Genomic DNA, 19,813 nt, shown 5'->3' with positions numbered 1-19,813 from the left:
CCCAGTGAACTGGCTTGGGTGCACCACGTCGCCGGTCGACTAATCGACGGCAGTCTGCTGGTGGTCCGGGGATTGCCCCGTTCGGGCAAGACGATTTTGTCGAAGGCGGTCGCTGATGAGCTGGGCGGCTCCGCCTTCTATTTCGACGGCGCAGCGGTCGATGACGTGAACCAAAAGCATGAACACGCGCGCTTGCGGTCGGAAGTCGAGCGCCGGCTGGCCGAGCATGGGTGCGCCCAGCTCGTCTTCGACAGCTATGGCAATGCGGTCCGGCAGTCGCGGGGCGGTGTACTGCACTCGCAGCTCTACGGTCAGCTGGTCGACGGACCGGGTGGCCGGGATATCGGAGCATTGTTTACCAGCCGCTACGCGGACGCTCTCGACTTGAGAGTCAGCGGCAGCCCACTTCTCGGGCGCGCGGACTTTATCGAGCTTCCCAGGCTCTCAGTGGAGGACGCGGCAGTCCTCGGATTGTCTGTCGATCAAGCGCGTTCGTACTACGGAGACACGACATCGCTGGCGCACGCCGCCTTCCGCTCCGGTGCGCTTTCCGGTCCGGACGCGGTCTCGGATTTCGTGTCGGCGAACGCTGCATCGTATACGCGTGACCTGCCTCCGGATGCGGCGCGCGTCCTGCTGGGAGCCCGCACCTTCTCCGACGCCGATGGCGCAGGCCGTCAAGCCCTTCGCGGCCTCGGCGCCGAGGCCGACGGGACATACGAAGTCGCACGGGCGGTCACGCAGTCGACGTTGCTAACCGAACTGCGGCGCAGAAACCCAGGCTGGCCGAAGGTCAGGGCCGACTCGGTCGCCCGGTTCGCCGAACTGCTCGACGACGTACCCAATGCCCTGTGGGTGGACCGCTATGTCTATGAGAAGCCCGACCAGCTGGCCCACTTCCTCAAGGAAGTGAGAAGCGCGACCGACGCCCCCGTCCGACTGCTCGGCAAGCCGGTCAACGACCATGCGAATGTGCGACGCGATATCGGCAGGTCGCTCGAAGGTATCGCTGGTGTCGATGCGCGCGTGATGGCATATTCGGACTGTCCCCGTCTGCACGACAGGCACCTGGTTTCGCCAAGTCTCGACGCCGGTTACATCCTGCCGACCGCGGGGGTGATTCTGGGCATGGACGATCCCGGATCGGCGGTCATCGTCAGGATGCCGAGTATTGCGTTCAACTACGAAGCGTGTTGGAAACGGGGTAACCCATTAATATTTCCAGCGCAATGACACATACCTAATAGGCACAACCGCTGATGGATCTACGTTATTCTCCGCCATTGCGCCGGATTGGTCTCGTTCAGCTCGCACCTCGCAGCTCGACTTTGTTCGACTCCAGAGTGGGTGATGGTGACCGTAGGCGCGTTAGGCAAGTGGGGGTCGACGCGGTGGCTGAGCAGCCGAAGACCCAGGCCGCCGCCCAGAGGATCGAACTCCCGCCGTCGCTCGGGGAGTTGCTGCGAGCCATCTGCCCTTCCTCTTCTGCCTGATTTCGCAGTGGCCAGGAGCGGCCCGGCGCGTAGGCGATGCTGAAGCTGTTGCCCAGAGGCAGCCGCGGTGTCGGGTTCGCTACCTTGACCTCGGAGCCAGGTGAACGCCTCCTCGAAGTTCGTCAGCTTGATGCCATTGCGCCTTCTCGTGCCCGGTAGAGGAAGGAGTCGGCGCAGTGGATCTTTCTGTTACGTCCTTCGGGGGAGACTTGCTCAGGACTTCGGCCTGGCTTGTACAGGCTGGACGGGATGCCCTGGTCGTCGTGGAAGTGGGTGACGTGGCCGACGCCGGGACCCAGTTGACGTTTTCGGCCATGGTGGGTCCTCTCGGTGGTCGGTGCTGGCACGGGAGGACGCCTGGCCATGGACGTTTTTCGGTACCTCTCAGCTATGGACCGGGGCGCGGTCGGCTCCGAAACTTGTCGATGTCGGCACCGATGACCTTGTAAAGGGCGCTGCGGACAGTGCGGCGGGCGTAGTACGGCAATGGCGTGGGCAGGCCGCCGGCCGCGGCCGTTGTGATGTTGCGGCGTCGTCTAGCCAGGGCTTTCAGAACCGTGACCCCCTCACTGCCAGGTCGTATGCAGGAACGAGCAACTGGACAGCTCGCCCTCCACCGACGTCAGCCCACGCTCCCTCACGTTGACCTGTTGAAAGCTTCGAACAATACCGGCGTGTGAGTGATACATACCAGCAGATCACTCACAGAGCCTCCGAAGATTGTCGAGCGCGATTGTCTCACCATGCCTGTCGCCGATTTCGCGGTATTCAGCGACCGCCTGTTCGAGATAGCCGACGGCTTGCTCGTTGTCGCCAGCCGCGGCACTGGTCAGCGCCATATTCGCCAGCGTTCGCGCGATGTTGCTGCGGTCTTTGTGCGCAACGAAGATTGCCAATGCGGTTCGGTACGTCTCATCGGCCTCGGGGAGCCGTCCCGCCGTGTGGTAAGTCAGCGCCAGGCTGGCGATCGCTGTGGCCATGGCCGTAGCCCGGCCGAGATCCCGGAAGATCACCACAGCGCGGGCGAGGTGGTTGACGGCGTCCTGCAGCGCGCCGTCGTCGCGGGCGAGGCTGGCCAGCCCGACAAGGACAGCGGCGAGATTGTAGCGGTCATCGGTCTGTTCGAGGAGGTCCTTCGCCTCCTCGAAGTGCTTGCGGGCTTCCGCGTTCTGTCCACGAAGTGCATACAGGCCGCCGAGGTTGTTGAACACCAGCGCGCGTTCGTGGCCTTCCGCGTGATCGAGCGCCTGAGCGTAGGCGTCCCGTGCCTCGTCAAAGCGTCCCTGGTCCTGGTAGAGCGACCCGATCTGCATGAGGATGGTGGCACGCAGTGGCACGTTCACCGCGCTGAACGCCAGGAGCGCGGCTTCGTACCGCTTGATCGCGTTTTCCCAGTCGCCACTCCGGTCGAGCGTCCATCCTTCGGCGTACCGGACAATGCCCAATCCGTACCCAGGCAGGTCCAGGCCCTTGATGGCCAGGAGCATGTCGTCGCAGAAGTCGAAGTGGCCTCGCTGCGCAAGCTCGGTGTGCAAGGCGGCCCACCGTCTAAAGCCCTCGATGGGGTCTCGCTCGATCAGCAACCTGATCTCTTCGACGAAGTGGCGCAGCGCGCCTTCGACTTCACTCATAGGCTGGTTTCAACCCACTTGTCTTGGACGAGTGGTACGAGAGCAGCCGCTCCTGGAGTCGGTTGTGCTCGGCCTGGCTGGTGAACTTCAGCCGTTCCACGAGCAGTTCCCTGATCTTGTCGTGAAATCGGACGCCTTCGGGATGCCGGTCCACGAAGGAGTGCTGACTGACCAGCTCGAACTGCTCCCTGGCATCGGCTTCGCCGACACCGAGCAACGCCTGGATGATCTCCGGGTTGATCCAGGCCGCGACGGCGCATTTTTCGATCACCTCGCGAACGGCGTGCACGCGTTCCTCGCGGAGGATCCGGTCAAGGAGCTGACCAGCGATCTGGTCGCGGTCCGCGCTGTGTTCCAGCTCGCCGACCGCCTGCCATCCGCCGACCTCCTTCGCGAGCTTACGCACGAGCACGAGCACGAGCGGATAGCCGCCGGTGAAGCGGTAGACCTTGTCGAGCGCAGCACCGTCCGTCAAGCCGTAGTGACGGAGGTAGGACTTCGCGTCGTCCTCAGACAGCTCAGACAGCGGGTGGCTCAGGATCTCGTCGTGGTCGCTCCAGTCGATGTTCTGCCGCGCCAGCTTGTTGCGACCGAGGACGACGATCCTGGTCTGGGGTGGCAAGGCGGGAAGGAGCTGCTGCCGCACCCAGGGGTCGAGTTTGCCAGCCTCTTCGTAGGTGTCGAGCAGCACCGCCGCAGGCGCGTCGTCCATTACGGCACCGAGTGCCTCGCCGAACAAAACGGTTAGATCGCGGTCGGAAGAGCGAAGGAAGCGGTCCAGGCTGAACCGGTTGTTCAGCACCGCTCGCAGGTTCGGCGGAAGGGCTACTTCGCAGCAGTCGACGGTGGCCTGCAGGGTCTCCGGGGCCTTCGGCGAGCCGACCGCGTCGAACATCGTGTCGACGCCTCCACTCGCGCGCACGACGTCCCAAACGGCGTCATGGATATCGAGCAGGTCCAACACGCCGTGCAGCGGCTCGGCAGGTTCCCCGTCGAGGAAAGTGCGGCACAGCTCGCGCAGTACCGCGCTCGGACGTCCGCCGCACACCGCGACGTCGGCCGTCCCGAACCGCAACCCGTGTTGTCCCGCGTTCCCCCTGAACTTCTTGAAGACCTCCGTCTTGCCGATACCGCCAGGGCCGTAGATGTTGAGCAACGACTCTTCAGCTCGGCCCTCGACCAGGCCGGCGAACATCGACGACTCGGCCTCCCTGCCCACCACAAACTTCTCTCCTGGCGGCTCCGGCCGGGGCTCAACCGGCTTTCGTCGGGTCGCCGGTACGACAGTTGCGGGCTCTGCACGCGGCTTCACCGTCCCGAGGAAGGTGTGGGCCGCATTGCGGATGAGGTCGGCGAGCCACGGCTTGTCCTCAGGTCGCGTCGATCGCCGCACGTAGACCATCAAAGCCGCCGCGTACAAGGAGAGCGGGCGCTGCCGCCGCCAGTCCGGCCCGTAGCCTGAGGGTTCGATCCACTGCTCGGCGGCTGCGTACGTCCGGGCGATAATATCGCGCAGCCACGTCGGCAGCTGGTCCCGCCGGTCGTTCTCCGGATCGAGCAGAACCAGTCGCAACGCTGTGAGCTGGCTGGTGCCAAGGTGTCGCAGCGACAGGTTGACCATGTGCACGAGAAGGTGGATCGGGTCGCGGCCGAGGGGCGCGCGATCTTCGCGGTTGGCCAGGTCGATCAGGCGGAAGTCGGCAGGGACGACGGTGGGCTGGACCCGCACCAGCACGTTCTCCACGTGGAGGTCGCCGTGCGAGCTGCCGACCGGGACCGCCAGCTCGATCCCATTGGTGAGGGACGGGTCGCGGAGCAGCATCAGCAGAGGCTCTGCCCCGGTGTCCAGCAGCTTCCGCAAAGGTTTGCCCTCGGCGAGCCGGTAGACGAAGTGCGCCCGGAGAAGGTCCGGCACCGAAAGGTAGTCGATCTTCGGCTTCCCAGCCCAGTCGCTGAGCATACCGCTGATGACGGCCTCGTAGACGTCGACCAGCTGCGCCGGAATGCAACTCGGTTCGGCGCCGTCGTACAACTCACGCATCAGCGAGCCCAGAACACGGAATTGGTCGAGGTTGCCCGCCACGCCCTGGAACGTCAGCCACCAGCTGTCCCCGACGGGGATCGGCGGATCGACGAGCCTCGCCAGGTGCCGGTCGGCCCACTCCCCGGAGTCGTGCACCGCTTGGCGGTGGCGCGCGTACTCTGTGGTGCCGAAGTCGCTTCCGGTGAAGCGGTCGAGCTTCAGCACCAGCCGTTGCGAAGTACCTTCCAGCAGGTCTCGCCGATCCACGACGCAGACTTTTGCGTCCGTCCCACCGTTGTCGAACGTGCGGACGAGTTTGTGGGCCAGATGGCCCTGCCCGGACCACTCTGTGAGACGCTTATAAGCGCGCGACCCGAGCCACTGCTCCAAGTTACCGTCGTGCACCCAAGCCTCCTCCGCCCGGTCAGCGGCATCGAGCGTACCGGGCATCCGAAGGAGCCGAGATGACCAGTGCCGGGCCGGATGATACCCGCGAGGAGCTGTCCCGCGCCCTGGATCTGATGCGCCGCCAAGCCGGCTTCACCGTTCGCGAGCTCGCGAAGTCAACCGGAATCCCTTCGGGTACCCTGGGCGGCTACCTCACCGGGGGGCACCTCCCTCGGGTTCAGGACCGTGACCGGCTCCTCGCCGTGGTCCGTGCCTGCGGCGTGACTGATCCGGTCCGGCTCGGCGAATGGTCGCTGTGGATCGATGGGGTCTACGGGCTGGAGTCGCCGGTAGCTCCGCCGGCAAAAACCTTGGGGGACGACAACACCGTCGTGGGACCGTTAGTCTCGCTGCGGCCGCCGGTGGAACGCCTGGTGAGCGAGCCACGGATGCGCGGCCGCGACGCGGTGTTCCGGATTGTGGCCGGTGCGATGCGCGACCGCTCCGCACCACGTGTCCACGTTCTGCACGGCCTCGGCGGGGTCGGCAAGAGCTTTCTGGCCCTGAACATCGCGGCGTGGGCGCGCAACCGCGGTGTCACGACTTGGTGGTCCATGCCGGGGGGCCCGACTTCCACCGCCGTGACCATGCGAGCGCTCGCTCTCGAACTGGGGGCCATGCCGCAGCAGTTCGACCTCGGTAGCTCGGTGGACGTCGCCTGGCGTTTGCTCCAAAGCCGCGCCCGTCCGTGGTTGCTTGTGATCGACGGCGCCGACGACCCGGCGATCGACTTCGCCGCGGGAGAGGATCCGATCAGCGACGCCACCGGCTGGCTCCGGCCGCTCACGGGCCAGTACGGGACCATCGTGGTCACGACCCGCGACGGGAGCCCCGGCACTTGGGGCCATATGCCGTCGTGGATCAGGCTGCACCACCTGACCTCGTTGTCACCGGAGGATGCGACCGGGGTGCTGTGCGAGGTCGCTCCGACCTCGGCCGGCTCGCCGGAGGAGGCGGCCGAGGTCGCGGTCCGGCTGGGCGGGCTTCCCTGGGCGTTACGACGGGCGGGCCGGCACCTGCACGAGGCGAGCAGCGTTCCGGCGCACCTGGCGTGGCCGGGCCTGGCCCGCACGTTCGCACAGTACCGATCCGGGCTGGACCAGGGCAGATACGAGGAACTGCTCGGACCACCTGCCCAGCCGCAACAGTCGCGCACACCGGTCACACGCACCTGGGACCTCTCACTCGATCGCCTCGACTCCCGCGGAGTCCGGAACGCCCGCGCGCTATTCCAGGTGCTGAGCTGCTTCGCGCCGGCACCGATCCCGTACGCGCTGCTCCTCGACCCGGTCATGCTCGAAGCCTCCCCGCTCGCACCGATCGGGTCGCCGGAGACAGGCTCGGCTGCGGAGCGGCTGTGGACCTCACTCGCCGCGATGGACGGCGTCAGCCTGGTCGGCCTGTCGCATGACCCGGCGGATCCCGGCCCGGTCGGCCCCACCGTCACACTCCATCCGCTGCTCAAAGAGGTATACCGCCCCCACACCGGCCCTGCGTTCGAGGAGTACGTCCGGCTCCTGATCGCTCTGCTGGACGGCGGGGCACACGGGTGCTACCCGAGCGATCCAGCATCCTGGCCGCGGTGGCGCGCCATCGCCACGCACAGCAACAGCCCCCTCGAGCTCCTGTCGAACCAGGACAGCCTGAACAAGCACCTGGCAGACGGGGCACTCCGGCCAGCGATCGCCGCGGCGCAGTATCTCCGCGCTTCAGGACGGCTGAAGGAAGCCGAGTCGGCCTACACCTTACTCGTGGCGCGTGCCGAGGAGGTGTTCGGCGCTGTGCACCCGACGACCCTGGCCGCCCGGCACGGACTCTGCCGGACTTACTACGCCATGGGGCACTGGGACCGTGCCGAGCAGGACCTGCGCGTGCTGGTAGCGGCTCGGTCCCACCTGCTGGGCGACGAGCATCCCGACACCCTGGCGTCGCGGCACTACCTGGCGCGGGTGCGCCACGACCAGGGTGCCATCGGCGAGGCGGAGCGGCTGTTCGCGGCGGTTCTGGACGCGCGGAAACGGGCTCTGGGTCCAGCGGCACCCGAAACACTCAGCAGCATGAGCAACCTGGCCGAGGTCTGGCGTGCGGCAGGGCGACTCGACGAGGCGGAGTCCGTGCTGACGCAGGTGTTGCGCCGACGCCGGGAGCTTCTGGGAGACGACTACCCGTCGACGCTGATCACTCGTCAGCATCTCCTCAGGGTGCGCCTCGACCGCGGCGTGATGCCTGATGACGAACCCGGCTTTCGCGTCTTCGCCGCAGATGCCCGGCGAGTCTTCGGCCCTGCCCACCTCCGTGCGGTACTTGCGGCATGCCTTTGCGCCGAGGCATGCGCGCAACTCGGTCAGGAGGACGAGGGATGCGCCGTCTTGGCCGAACTCCTGCCTCAAGCGGAGCGATCTCTAGGGCCTGGACATCCGGTGATCCGTGACGCGGCCGCATTGCTCGACCGTCTCGGCGCGCCCGCCTGATCGCTGTTCGACTTCGTACGACTTCGGTCATCTGCGTGCCGCGAGCTGGTTGAATGGCGCGAATCGCGAGCACCGAGTCGTTCAAGGACAGGACCCATGAGAACTCGGGGTTCTTCTCGAGGCAGAGAAAGGCGCCGTGAAGCGTGGCGGGACTGGGCATTGGTGGCAGCTGCGGTGCACGTCCCACTGGTTGTTCTCGCAACCGGGGTTGGAGAACCCGGTCAACGTGGTCCTGGCAACCGCGCTTCGGAGTCGGTTTGGCTATGGGTGGTGTGATCGTGCTGCACCACGCCCGCGCATCACCGGTTCGGCAGGTCCTGGCAGGCCAACGCCGTGGCACTCCGCTCGGCCGTGCCGACAGGTTTCTGGCTGCGGCATTGGGCGGCCAAACACCAAGTGCATTACCGAGTGCCGGCGGTGTATCCCGATGACGCGTTCACCAACGTGGCTGCGGGTGTCCTGTGATTCCACCCGATGGCACGGTTAGATCGTACTCTGTTGCCGTCACGCTACGCTATTCGGGTGAACCCGTAACAGAGCCATCCGATGGGGCGACTGTTCAAGCAATCCAGTGACCACGGCCCGTGAACGACGAGCTTACACCCAAATGGGTGAATTTATGACCTTGCTTGATTGATTCGCTCTTCGTTTTGACTACTAGTTACCCCGGGGTAAATAGAGATGCCATCAGTTGTCGCAGCAGACTCATTTATGACCGCAGTACCAGGGAGCCATGCCTGCGACGCTCGGCAGTGTGCGGTAGATCAACTGAATGCTTCGAGGCACAGTGGTATGGTGCTCAGTTCGATGCAACTGCTCTTCAGGTCGGTCTCCTTCCGACGGATACTCGAAAACTTGCCTGGTCGACGTACGATAGCTTCTGGGAAGCCGAAACGTCGCTCGCGAAAAATGATCCTTCGGAAGTGATACCATGATCAGAGTCGATTCTAGTCACGACGAGATATCGGTCCGGGCGAGCATCTCTTATCGAGGCGGACGCATAGGGGAAACGGCTCTTACGTTCCGATCACTTACTCCTGCGCTCGACGCGGACGAAGCGCATCTCATCGCGGGGGCTTATGCGATCATCGCCGGTCAGGCACTCTTAGCTCCACGCATTTCTATGGGCTTCCCGATCTCAGCCGCTGCCGCGCGGCCGATCATCGCACTCGCGGGCATGCTGTACGGGGCTCACGCCTACGTCCAACGCCGATCCTGGCGCGATCCTGAGATTGACTTTCCCGTTCTGCGCCAGCGCGCCCAGACGTCGCACACGCTTAACCGACGCAGGGCGGTTCTGCTTTGGAGCGGCGGCAAGGACGCCCTGGCGGCGTTGAAGGTCCTGCGCCAGAACGGCTTTGAGGTCCACGGCCTCCATGCGAACGCCAGCTTCTCTTGCGCCGAACACGAACGCGAAGCCGCCGTAGCACTGGCTGATTCCTTCGATCTACCCCTGCTAGATATCGAACTGGACTGGGATCTCATTCGGGCGCTGGGCAAGGAGAACTCGAACAGCTTCGACCGCTATCCCCTGGACAACGCAGTGCCCCACGGCCGGGACCTGGTTCTCCTAGTTGCCGCGGCAATCATAGCGCGACGGATCGAAGCGGCCTACGTCTGTGCAGGTTACGAATTTGATTTGTGGAATAAGACCGTGACCTGGCAGCGACGTGAAGTGGTCCGGCATGACATTCAGTCGAGGCTGGCGTGTACGCAGGTCGACCGCCTTATGCGACTAGCTCTCGGCGTTGGTTTCTTCTCTCCGATCGCGCCACTGCGGGAGTTTGCAATCTTGAAAAACTTGTTGACGACAGAACGGGCATGCTGGCGGCATATGCAGTCATGCTTCTGGGGTGCGTGGTGTGGCGAGTGTACCAAGTGTCTCCGGTATGAACTCGCCCAACAGGCTATCGGAATCCCTGCAATTACGTTCCGGAAAAACCCTTTGTGCTCACCCGCGTTGGCCTTAGAGAATCTCGTCTCTTCCATTGAAGACCGGTCGATACCCTACTGGGAACAGCAAGTGTTCTGCATTTTTGAACTGCACGCAAGAGGATTCTTTGGCCATCGCGAAAAGACCTGCTCCCGGCTTGGTGAACTGCGCCCGTGGTACGGCGGGTTGCGTGCGAGCCTTCGCGCGAGTCTCACCTCCGTAACGCCAGACCCCATGGCGCCGCCACGGTTCCACTGGGATCTGTAGAATTCCCGCGATCCGCAGGAGCATCACCGAACAAAGAAGGGTACCGAGTATGACAGACAGCTTCATCCGACCGGTCGACCCGGCCAGCGGCATCGTCGCCGAACCGCTGAAGTCCACGTCGGCCGAAGAGGTGGCAACGGCCGTCGAACGCTCGCGCGCGGCTTTTCGATCATGGCGATTCACGACCGTCGAGGAGCGTAAGGCGCTGATCCTCAAAGCAGCGGAGTCGCTGGAGTCGCGAGCTGAGGCGATCGGTCGGGTCATCACGTCCGAGATGGGTCGTGTTCTCGCCGAATCCGTTCCGGAAGTGACGAAGTCAGCTGCTTTCCTTCGATACTTCGCTGGAATCGCCGAGGATGCGTTGGCGCCGACTGAGCTCGACTTGACTCCGCTCGGCATCACCGCGAAGACGGCGCGGACGATTCACGAACCGAGGGGCGTGGCTGCGATCGTCAAGCCGTGGAACGCCCCGGTCCAGCAGATCGTGTGGGCACTCGCGCCCGCGCTCATGGCCGGCTGCACCGCCATCGTCAAGCCGTCCGAGTACACGCCGCGGAGTGCGCTGGAACTCCAGCGAGCCTTCGATGACGCGGGCTTTCCCGAAGATGTCGTGATCACGCTGCCCGGCGACGGAGCGACGGGCAAGGCTTTGATCGAAGCTGACATCGATGTGGCCGCGTTTACCGGCAGCATCGCCACTGGTCGCGCGGTCGCCGAGATCATGGGCCGAAAGATTCGGAAGTGCGTTCTCGAACTCTCCGGCAAGGACGCATTGATCGTCGATCGGGACGTCGCCGGTGCTGACCTCGTCGCTGCGGGCATCGTCTACGGCGCGTTCTCGAACTGCGGTCACTGGTGCAGCTCGATCGAGCGGGTCTACCTACCGAACGACCTTGCCGATTCCTTGGTAGAAAATGTTTTGGTCAAAACGAATGCGCTCCGAGTGGGCCCCGGGGACCGGCCCGGGGTGGACGTCGGCCCGGTGGCCAACCGCGCGCAGTTCGACATCGTCAAGGAGATTGTCGAAGACGCCGTCGCCCGTGGGGCCGAAGTTCTGTGTGGCGGAGGTCCGCTCGACGTGCCCGGTCATGAGGGCGGGCTCTTTTTCGCGCCGACCGTCCTCACCAACGTGCCGGCTGATGCTCGCCTTAGCACCGAAAATGTGTTCGGCCCAGTGGTTGCCATCGAGACGTACGCAGACATCGACGACGCCATCGCCGAAGCCAACAAGAGCAATTACGGCCTGGGTGCTTCTGTGTGGACAGACGATCCGGAACGCGCCGACTACATCACGCGGCGGCTCGACACAGGGATGGTCTGGGTCAACGAACCGCTGCAGTCGCTCGCTGCGTGCCCGTGGTCGGTGTACAAGGACAGTGGGATCGGCGTCGAGTTGGGCGCTTCGGGCGTCCGTGAGTTCACGTTCGAGAAGGTCGTGCAGTCCCAAATGAGCGACAATGCGGCGCCGCGAGCGTGGTACTTCCCCTACAAGTAGGAAGGTACGTCAACTCTTTTGAAATACCGGACAGTCGAGGGAAGCGAGAGAGGCAGTGCCGAAACCGCGCAAAGCATCTCCGTCGGCACATGCCTCTTCCGCGACATCCGGCCACTCAGAACGAACGGACGTCACGCCGGACAACAAGCCCGGTAAGCTTGCCCGTGTCATCACCTGGATCGTGGAGGAATTCAGCACCATAGCCGTTCTGGTGAGCGCGGCTGTGGTGGCGATCGGAAACCGGATCGGAAAGCTCAACGAGTTTAGCGGGCCCGCGCTGTTTGCAATTTTCATCGCGCTCAGTATTCGGGTGTTACAAATTAAGTACCAGTTGTCCAATATTTCGGCGGCGGTGGATAAGAAAAGCGATGAGGTCCGCGCGGACTTCTCCGCATTGAAGGGACTCTTCGAGTCCGATCGGATGCACGAGGCGGAGATGTGCGACCGCGAGGGCTTCTACAGTCACATGCTGTCGGCTCTGCGTGCTGCTGGCCGCAGCGTTGACCTGACCCAACTCGACGCCTATCCGCCGAAGCATTACGGCACCCCCGAAATGGTGGAATACTTCCAGCTGCAGACAAAGATGGTCCGAGACTTTCCTGGCATCAAGTTCCGCCGTATCGTGGCGATCCCGACGCTGGAAAAACTTGAATGGACGATTGACATTCTCGACAAGGTAAAGGACTGTCCCAACTTTCAAATTAACCTTATCGATATCTCCCGGTCCGCTGACCTGCCGCCGCCGCTTAGCCTCCAGATCTTCGACCATAAGGAGATGTGCCTCGTTGATCCGACCCTCGGGTTCATGCTTCCTGAAGATCAGCGGCACATGTTGTGGGTACGCGGCAGTGGGGTCTGTGGCGTGTTTTCGGTGTACTACGACAGCCTGTGGAACCTGGCACAACGGGTCAAGGAGGGCAGCATCATTTACTGGCCCGTGCTCCACGAGGTGCACCGGGAGCTGGCGACACGCCATCCCGAAAAGCGTGCGTTGGCGGACAAGATCGCGACCAGGATTAGTCGGTTTCGGGGCAGAGCTGAAACGGGCGAATCCGACACTTAAAGGGAGAGAAGATGCACGAAACCCGCCGTCCGGACGCGTTCCGGATCACCGAGAAATTCGCCGAACTGCTGACGTCCCACGGGCTTGCCGACAATGAGCAGCTGCTCCGGGCCGCACTCAAGTTCGAGATATTGGCGAACGGAGTCCGTCCGACAGCCCGTGCGGCGGAGCGGCTCAACCTCGGCAGCCCGCAGTCGCCGAGCCGGCCTCGCCGAACACGTTCGGGCGTGTCCGGCGGACTGGATCTGGACTTCGGCTCCGGTATCTTCGTGAACGCCCCGGTACTCGAGAGGTATGCGACGGATTCGTTGATCGAACTCGACTTCCGCGACGGGTTCGTGCTGACCTGGCCTTCCGGCGGAATCTCGGTCTCCGTGCTCCCACCGCCGCACTTCTACGGCCGGCCGCTCGACGGAGGTGGGCAACCGTTGGAGAAGGTCGCGCAGATGTGTTCTGGCGACCGTCTCTGCTTCGGCATCACAGGCCCGGGTTGTTCATTCTGGCCGGCCGCCGAACGCTGCGCCTACTGCTCGATTGGCATGAACCGCGAAGCGGACATGTCGAAGAAGACCACCGACGAGCTGCTCCAGGTTGTCGACGCGGCCGTGGCCGATCCGGCTCGGCCAGCTCGTCACCTCCTACTGGGCGGTGGGACACCGCGCGGCGACGACATGGGGGCCTCGATTTGCGCCCGGTTGACCAGACTCGTGAAGGCGAAGCACGACCTTCCTGTCTACGTCATGATCGCCGCACCGCTGCAGGACGCTTCTATCCGGGAACTGGCCGACGCCGGCGTTGATGAGCTCGGCATGAACCTCGAGTTCTGGACGGAAGAGTCGTGGCGGACCATCATTCCCGGCAAAAACCGCCGGATCGGTAAAGACCGTTATCTAAAAGCGCTGGAGTACGCGGGCGAGGTCTTCGGGCCGGTCCGGGCTCGCTCGATCGTCATCGTCGGTCTCGAGCATCGGAGCGCAAGCCTGCAGGCGGTGACCGAGCTCGCGTCGAGGAATGTCATGCCGATTCTTTCGCCGTTCCGGCCGCTGGATGGGACCACGTTGCAGGACTCTCGTGGCTTCGACGGGCCGACGTATCAGGACCTATACGCAGACGCGGTCGTGGCGGCGGCGAAGTTCGGGTTGCCGGTGGGGCCCACTTGCCTGCCCTGCCAGAACAACGTACTAGCGCTCCCGGTGTGAGCGCGGTCTGCGACGATGTCCCTCACAGAAGACGAAGAGCCACAGGATCAACCGCTAGCGATCCAGCGAAGACCCGGTGCCCCCGACCGAATATTTACCGGCGCCGCGTTGGTCACTAGTGCCGAGGGAGAAGTTCTGTTCTCGGTTGGTAGCCCGGACCGGATCTTCGCCATGAGGTCGGTTACCAAGCCGCTGCGGGCCTTGGCGTTGATCCGGGAGCGTGTCTTCGAGCCTGGCGTACATCTATTCGACGAACTCGCTATGGCTTCCGGTTCCCACAGCGGAACACAGATGCATCTGGAGTCACTGGCCGCCATGGCCGCGCGTAACAAGGTCGACTTGGAGGACCTTAGGTGCCCGCCGAGGCGCCCCCTCGGGCACGACGCGCAGGACGGGCTCACCCGCTCCGGCGGCGCGCTAACCAGCCTACATTCTGACTGCTCGGGCGAGCACATCGCGGCGCTGGCCTTATGCAGTCGGCTTGGGACCGACCCAGCGGGCTATCTCGACCGTGCGCATCCGGCACAGCAAAGCTATGAATACTACATTGCACAGGCGCTCGGCATCCCCGACTGCTCGTCGGTTCACGTCGGCCGGGACGGCTGCGGCATGCCTTCCTACGCGGTGTCCATGCGGCAGGTCGCCCAGGCTTATGCCGGATTGGAACGTCATCCCGTGCACGGTGGGGCCGGGCTCATCGTGGCGGACGCGATCCGGAACCGCGCCACCTTGTACGCCGGTCACAACCGATACATCACGTCGGTGATCCGGATGTCCGAGGGCAGGATCCTCGGTAAATGTGGCTCGGACGGCGTCTACGTCCTCTGGTGGGCGCAGGAGGGCGTGTCTGCCGTGGTTAAGGTGGCGGACGGGTTCCATGGGGCTGCGCAGCCGGTGTTCCCTCGGCTGGCCGCCGAGACTGGCCTATATTTTCCCTCCCCCGCGCCTCCGTTCTTCACTAGCCGAACTGAGGTCCTGCAGGACGTCGGCTGTGCGTTCTGACAATCGACGAGAGAGAAAAGGTGACCGACCACGATGATGACGGATCGGAGCGAAGGGAAGCTCGACGTCTGGATCGGCCATCGGGCCAGCGACGCCGCGATCGTCTCGGCCGCGTCCGACCGTGTCCTGAGCGTCTCGTGTTTCGGGTCCGCATGGCCCGATCGGCATCACTCCGTGGAGCAAACCTGGGAGAATGCGCTGAGCGTCCGCGAGCGATGGACAAGCCTGGACCAGCACTACGCATCCCGCATGTTCGAGAACCTCGCCCACGGCGGCCTTGGTACCGTGTTCGCGTTCCGGTCGGAACCCACGCTGGGCAGGATTTTCCGCGTCACCGGGCTGGATGCGTGCGTCCTCCCGGAGAAGGCATTCCGGATGTTCAGCCGGAAGTCGTTTTTGCTGCGGTTCTCCGATGGTACCGGAGCGCTGACGCCGGACGGCTGCATCGTAGACGTGCGGGCTACGAGCTACTCCGAATTACGCCGTCGGCTAGGCATGCCGTTCGTCCTAAAGACTGAAGACACCGTGTCCGGCGCTGGCGTCTACTTGGTAGATTCTGCCACCGGGTGGGTGAAGGTGGCTCAGATTCACCAGAGAACCCTCTTGACGGCCTGGAGACTGGTCGATGGCGTATCGCTGAACTTTCACTTCTGCGTGTCCGGGGACGACAAGGTCCGACTGTTCGAGCCGTCGGTGCAGCTTCTCACACCTGTCAGCGGCCTCCGCTTGTTTACGTTCGGAGGTAGCAGCTTCGACGTACGCGACCGATGTTCGACGGCAGCACTCGCGCAGGCGAGCGCCGTGGCTACGGAGTTCACCGGTGCCATCGCCGCGCTCGGCTACCGCGGCGTCGGGGGCATCGACGTCGTTGCTTCCGCTGAGCGGGCCTGGGTGGTCGACCTGAATCCCCGGTTCCAGGGCTCCTCGGCCGCCTTGGCACTGGACTTGCGCTACCAAGATGTAGAGCTCGCGGACTTCCAGCGTGCCGCGTTCGGTCTGCTCGATCCGGCAGCCTGCGCGCTGCCAGCGCAGACGCACTCAACTGCCGTGGTGGGAGGTCAGTTGATCCTGAGCTTTGACGGCCGTCTGCCCGGCCGCGCGAAGCAGCGCGTCAAAGCCGGCGTATACGACATGACAAGTGGTCAGCCGGTGCACGCCCGATCTTTCGACGGCCGCTTTCCGTTAGAATCGGGTCAGATTCTGATGCTTGACCCGGTCCCGGCTGGATTCACGCTCGCGCCGGGGGCTCCGTTGGCGAGGATCCTGTACCCGAAGGGCAGCGTACTCGGGACGTCTTCGGACCGCGTGTCTGACCTGGGCAAGCTCGTTACAGCCTTGTTCGATATCCAATACTCGTGACTTTCGTCTCCGCTATGCGAAGTCAATTGCAGCTGTTCGGGCGGGACGAGGCTGTAACCCGAGGCGCGGTCCTGCTCGCGCCCGGGTCCGTAGCTCGGCGCAGATCTTGAGCTGCATGTCGAACGTGCGGTCTCACCGACGGCTTCGGACACCTGAAGTTCCGTGACGTCGTCGTAACCAGCCGCGGCCGTCGCGTCGCAGCTCGTCCGTTCATCAGCGCGCTGCAGCTCTCAGGTGCCGACGGTGCTGTCGCCATCGTCGAGGCAGCCGCCATCTGCAGGCTGACCGAGGTTGCCGGGTGAGTTCAGGCGTTGAGCGTCAGGGGCGAATCCGGGAAGCTGCCATCGAGCAGCGCTTGCAGCAGGTTTGGTAAGTCGGCCGGCAGGAGCTTGTCCCTGCACTCTGCCAGCGCAGCGGCTGACCACCAGCGGCGCTCGATGAGGCCGACGCGTTCGTTGGCGGTGTGGCGGAGGGCGACCTGTGGTGCGTCGTGGTCGGTGCGAGCGAGGTAGACGTGGTCGAGGCGGTGGTGCTCTTGGCCGCGGTAGGTGAAGCGGCTTTCGCGGGTCCAGAGTTTGTGGCCGATGTCGTCCAGGACGAGCCCGGTTTCCTCGGCGATCTCGCGCCGGGCGGTGTCCTCGAGCTTTTCGCCGGGGTCTTGGCCGCCGCCGGGGAGTTCCCACCAGTGGTGGCCGGGGTCGTCTGGGTCGCGGGCGTGGATGAGCAGGACTTCGTCGTCGCCGTTGAGGAGCAGGACGCGGGCGCCGACCCGTAGGGCCGGTTCGCTGGCGACGGTCATCCGGTGGGGCCCCTTGTGCTCGGCGGCTGGTGTGGCGGCCGGACACGAGCACCCAGGTTCAGAAGAGCGTTGCCTCGCGGTCCGCGGCCGGATCGGACGTTATCAGCGGCACGGTCGCGGTCAGCGACAGCGCGACGGCGAGTCCCGAATGGTCCGTGAGGGCCGGGTTGCCGATGCGGGTGTCGTGGACGTAGGAGCAGCTGGTGAGGTGGGTAAGGAGCGGGCTTGAGGAGTGGGCGTGGTCGTAGCGGTAGCCGAGTTCGGCGCGGCGGGCCCAGCTGTGCTCGACAGCGGTCGGATGCAGGGCACGAAAGGCGTCGGTGAGGCCGTGCCGGTGGGTCAGCGCGGTGTAGAAGGCGGTCTCGAACGGTGCGAACTGCCCCGGATGCGGTGGCACGTGCCCGGGCTCGAGAACGTTGAGATCACCCAGCAGAAGAACGGCGGCTTTATCGTCGGTGGCTTTGTACGCCCGGTGGAAGGCCTCGATCCACTCGCGTTTGCGAGTGGTCTTCGCTTCGGTGGCGTCGCGGGAGGGAACGTATGCGCCGAGGATGCGCAGCGGACCGTCGTCGGTGTCCACCACGATGCCGGCCAGCCGCGCGGACAGGTAGGACATCGCCGCACCGATGGGGTCCACCGTGCATTCGAATCTGGACAGCAGCATGACGCCGCGTTCCTTGTCGGGGTGCTCGGGGAACGTGACCGACCAGCCGGCGTCGCGGTAGGACTCGGCGATCAGCTGGGTGCCGGGGCCGGAGCCGGTCTCGGTGAGCACGAAGACGTCTTCGCTACGCTGGGCGAGCCAGTCGCGTTGGCGGCGGGCTCGTTCGAGGGCGGGGTTGCCGACGTTGAGGGTGAGGACGGTCAGGGGCATGCCGGGCTCTCCGTGAGGGTGCGGTGGATCAGGTCGACGATGGTGCCAGCCGTGGCGCGGGGATCTTCGGCGCACTCGATCATCTCGACGGGCCAGCCCTGGTCGCGCAGGAAAGTCATGGCCGCCAGGTAGCCGAGGGTTTCGCGAAAGCTGCTTCCGGGGGTGCGCTCGAAGCGGCTGTGTCCGCCGCGGGCGCGGAGCCGCTGTTCGACGTCCGCGGGTGGAGCTTTGAGCGCGCACACGAGGGCGGGGCGGTACACATCGTGGTTGAGCGCCCAGACGACATCGAGCGGGATGTCGTCGAGCCCCTGCAGGACCAGCGACGATGCCGCGTATCGGTCGCAGAGCACGACCCTGCCCTCGGCCAGGGCCGGAAGGATCTCGCTGGCCAGCTGGTGGTGACGGTCGGCCGCGCAGAGGCAGGCCAGAGCCATGTCGCGGTAGGTGTCGGTGCCATGCCGAGCCAGTTCGCCCAGCGGGGAGCGCGACGGCTGGACGGTGGCGTGCACGGGAACGCCGTCCGCCCCGAGGACCTCGGCGACCAGCGCAGTGATCGTTGTCTTGCCGACGCCGCCGGGGCCTTCGAATGCCACCAGCTTGCCCGGCCGCCGCGGCGCACTCATGCGACGTCCAGGGGCAGCAGACGGCGGGTCTCGGCGGTGACCGGGCACAGCTCGGCATCGACGTCGCCGATGCGTCCGCCCGCGGCGACGACCGCGGCCGGGCAGCCTTTGCCACATCGTGGTTCGAGGCTGCAGGACGTACAGGTCGGATTTGCGCCGACCTGGAACCGCTCGTGGAACCGGTACGCGTCGAGGCGAGCGGCGAGGTCGCGATCGGTGAAGATGTTGCCGACGATGAAGTCGGTGTCGGGGTGGCGAGAGATCGGGGTGCGGGCGGCGAAGACGAGGTAGGGGCAGACGGTGACCTCGCCTGGCGTGAAGACGTAGATGATCGTTCCGGCTTCGCAGCCGGCGAGGGGTTTGCGGTCGGTGTTGGGAAAGCGGATGTGGGCGATGTCGAGGTCAGGGCCGTCGAATGGGGTAGTCAGCTCGAAGATCTCCTGCATGTGCATGGTGGTCTTCGCGAGCTTCCGCTGGGACTTCACGCCGCGGCCCATGCTGCCCAGCGGGTTGAGCAGCACGTAGCGGGCGCCGTTCTCGCGGGCGAACTCGCACAGCTGCACGTACTCCTCGTTGACGGCCAGGGAGTTCGGCGTGCACAGCAGCCCTTGCAGGAGTCCGGCCGCGGCGAGCTTTCGGACGTTGGCCACGGTCACGTCAAACGAGGCGCGGTCGCCGCGGAACAAGCCGTGCGAGTCGGCGGCGAACCCGTCGAGCGAGACGTTGACGTGGACTCCGGCCGTCGCCAGCTGCTGGATGAGTTTGTCGTCGAGCTCGGTGGCGTTGGTGCAGATGCCGACGTCGATGCCGGCGTTGCGGAAGGCGTGCACGATGCCGAGGAAGTCCGGGTGAACGGTCGGCTCGCCGCCGGTCAGCGTCACCCGCCGGACCCGGGCGTCGGCCAGCCGAGGGACGACCTTCTTCACGACCTCGGTCAGCGGCATGTCCTTGCCACGCTTGGTCGCGGAGACGAAGCAGTGCGCGCAGCGCAAATTGCACCGCTCGGTAATCTGGACGAGCGCCTTGCGGTACGGAGTGTCGACGGTGGTACGGAAGTAGCAGCTCGACGCCTGCTCGTCGACGGCGATCGGACGGACGGTCATCGTTGACTCCTTTGAAGATGATGCGAACGGC

The 19,813-nt window shown here is 64.8% G+C and carries 14 protein-coding genes; 8 read left to right on the top strand and 6 right to left on the bottom strand.

The window, feature by feature from the left end:
* Positions 1-18: 18 nt before the first annotated feature.
* Positions 19-1,233 carry a hypothetical protein gene (locus ACIA5G_RS42090; protein WP_395933895.1) on the top strand — a complete coding sequence of 405 codons (1,215 nt, stop codon included), beginning with the start codon at positions 19-21 and terminating at the stop codon, positions 1,231-1,233.
* A gap of 958 nt (positions 1,234-2,191) precedes the next feature.
* Here the strand turns inward: ACIA5G_RS42090 and ACIA5G_RS42085 are convergent.
* Positions 2,192-3,124, bottom strand: coding sequence for a tetratricopeptide repeat protein (locus ACIA5G_RS42085; protein WP_395933893.1), 933 nt, complete (start codon positions 3,122-3,124; stop codon positions 2,192-2,194).
* Positions 3,117-5,597, bottom strand: coding sequence for a hypothetical protein (locus ACIA5G_RS42080; RefSeq protein WP_395933891.1), 2,481 nt, complete (start codon positions 5,595-5,597; stop codon positions 3,117-3,119). Before ACIA5G_RS42080 ends, ACIA5G_RS42085 begins: the two co-directional genes overlap by 8 nt.
* Before the next feature lie 14 nt (positions 5,598-5,611).
* Between ACIA5G_RS42080 and ACIA5G_RS42075 the strand changes: the two genes are divergently transcribed.
* The 7 genes from ACIA5G_RS42075 to ACIA5G_RS42045 all read left to right on the top strand — a co-directional run bounded on the left by ACIA5G_RS42075 (position 5,612) and on the right by ACIA5G_RS42045 (position 16,383).
* Positions 5,612-8,065, top strand: coding sequence for a tetratricopeptide repeat protein (locus tag ACIA5G_RS42075; protein ID WP_395933889.1), 2,454 nt, complete (start codon positions 5,612-5,614; stop codon positions 8,063-8,065).
* A gap of 931 nt (positions 8,066-8,996) precedes the next feature.
* Positions 8,997-10,265 (top strand): 7-cyano-7-deazaguanine synthase, encoded by a 1,269-nt coding sequence (locus ACIA5G_RS42070; RefSeq protein ID WP_395933887.1) that lies wholly within the window; start codon positions 8,997-8,999, stop codon positions 10,263-10,265.
* A 49-nt stretch (positions 10,266-10,314) separates the two neighbouring features.
* Complete coding sequence (locus tag ACIA5G_RS42065; protein ID WP_395933885.1) at positions 10,315-11,760, top strand: aldehyde dehydrogenase family protein; 1,446 nt, start codon at positions 10,315-10,317, stop codon at positions 11,758-11,760.
* A gap of 55 nt (positions 11,761-11,815) precedes the next feature.
* Complete coding sequence (locus tag ACIA5G_RS42060) at positions 11,816-12,823, top strand: hypothetical protein (RefSeq protein WP_395933883.1); 1,008 nt, start codon at positions 11,816-11,818, stop codon at positions 12,821-12,823.
* Between the two features lie 11 nt (positions 12,824-12,834).
* A complete protein-coding gene (locus ACIA5G_RS42055; protein WP_395933881.1) occupies positions 12,835-14,022 on the top strand; it encodes a radical SAM protein in 1,188 nt (395 codons plus the stop codon).
* Between the two features lie 15 nt (positions 14,023-14,037).
* On the top strand, positions 14,038-15,024 hold the full coding sequence (locus tag ACIA5G_RS42050; protein WP_395933879.1) for an asparaginase: 987 nt from the start codon (positions 14,038-14,040) through the stop codon (positions 15,022-15,024).
* Between the two features lie 33 nt (positions 15,025-15,057).
* A complete protein-coding gene (locus ACIA5G_RS42045) occupies positions 15,058-16,383 on the top strand; it encodes an ATP-grasp domain-containing protein (RefSeq protein ID WP_395933877.1) in 1,326 nt (441 codons plus the stop codon).
* Positions 16,384-16,687: 304 nt separating this feature from the next.
* Here ACIA5G_RS42045 and ACIA5G_RS42040 read toward each other — a convergent pair whose 3' ends face one another.
* The 4 genes from ACIA5G_RS42040 to ACIA5G_RS42025 are packed head-to-tail and all read right to left on the bottom strand — an operon-like array spanning position 16,688 to position 19,782.
* Positions 16,688-17,182, bottom strand: a complete 495-nt coding sequence (locus ACIA5G_RS42040; RefSeq protein ID WP_395933875.1) for an NUDIX hydrolase — start codon at positions 17,180-17,182, stop codon at positions 16,688-16,690.
* 58 nt (positions 17,183-17,240) lie between these two features.
* Positions 17,241-18,056 carry an endonuclease/exonuclease/phosphatase family protein gene (locus tag ACIA5G_RS42035; RefSeq protein ID WP_395933873.1) on the bottom strand — a complete coding sequence of 272 codons (816 nt, stop codon included), beginning with the start codon at positions 18,054-18,056 and terminating at the stop codon, positions 17,241-17,243.
* Positions 18,047-18,679 (bottom strand): dTMP kinase, encoded by a 633-nt coding sequence (gene tmk / locus ACIA5G_RS42030; protein ID WP_395933871.1) that lies wholly within the window; start codon positions 18,677-18,679, stop codon positions 18,047-18,049. Before tmk ends, ACIA5G_RS42035 begins: the two co-directional genes overlap by 10 nt.
* Entirely contained in the window at positions 18,676-19,782 is a 1,107-nt protein-coding gene (locus ACIA5G_RS42025; RefSeq protein WP_395933869.1) for a radical SAM protein, read from the bottom strand. Before ACIA5G_RS42025 ends, tmk begins: the two co-directional genes overlap by 4 nt.
* Positions 19,783-19,813: the final 31 nt, after the last annotated feature.

The organism is Amycolatopsis sp. NPDC051758, from assembly GCF_044453095.1.
GTDB lineage: Bacteria > Actinomycetota > Actinomycetes > Mycobacteriales > Pseudonocardiaceae > Amycolatopsis.
The sequence above is the reverse complement of the archived record's forward strand: the minus strand, read 5'-3'. Positions and strand labels throughout refer to the sequence as shown.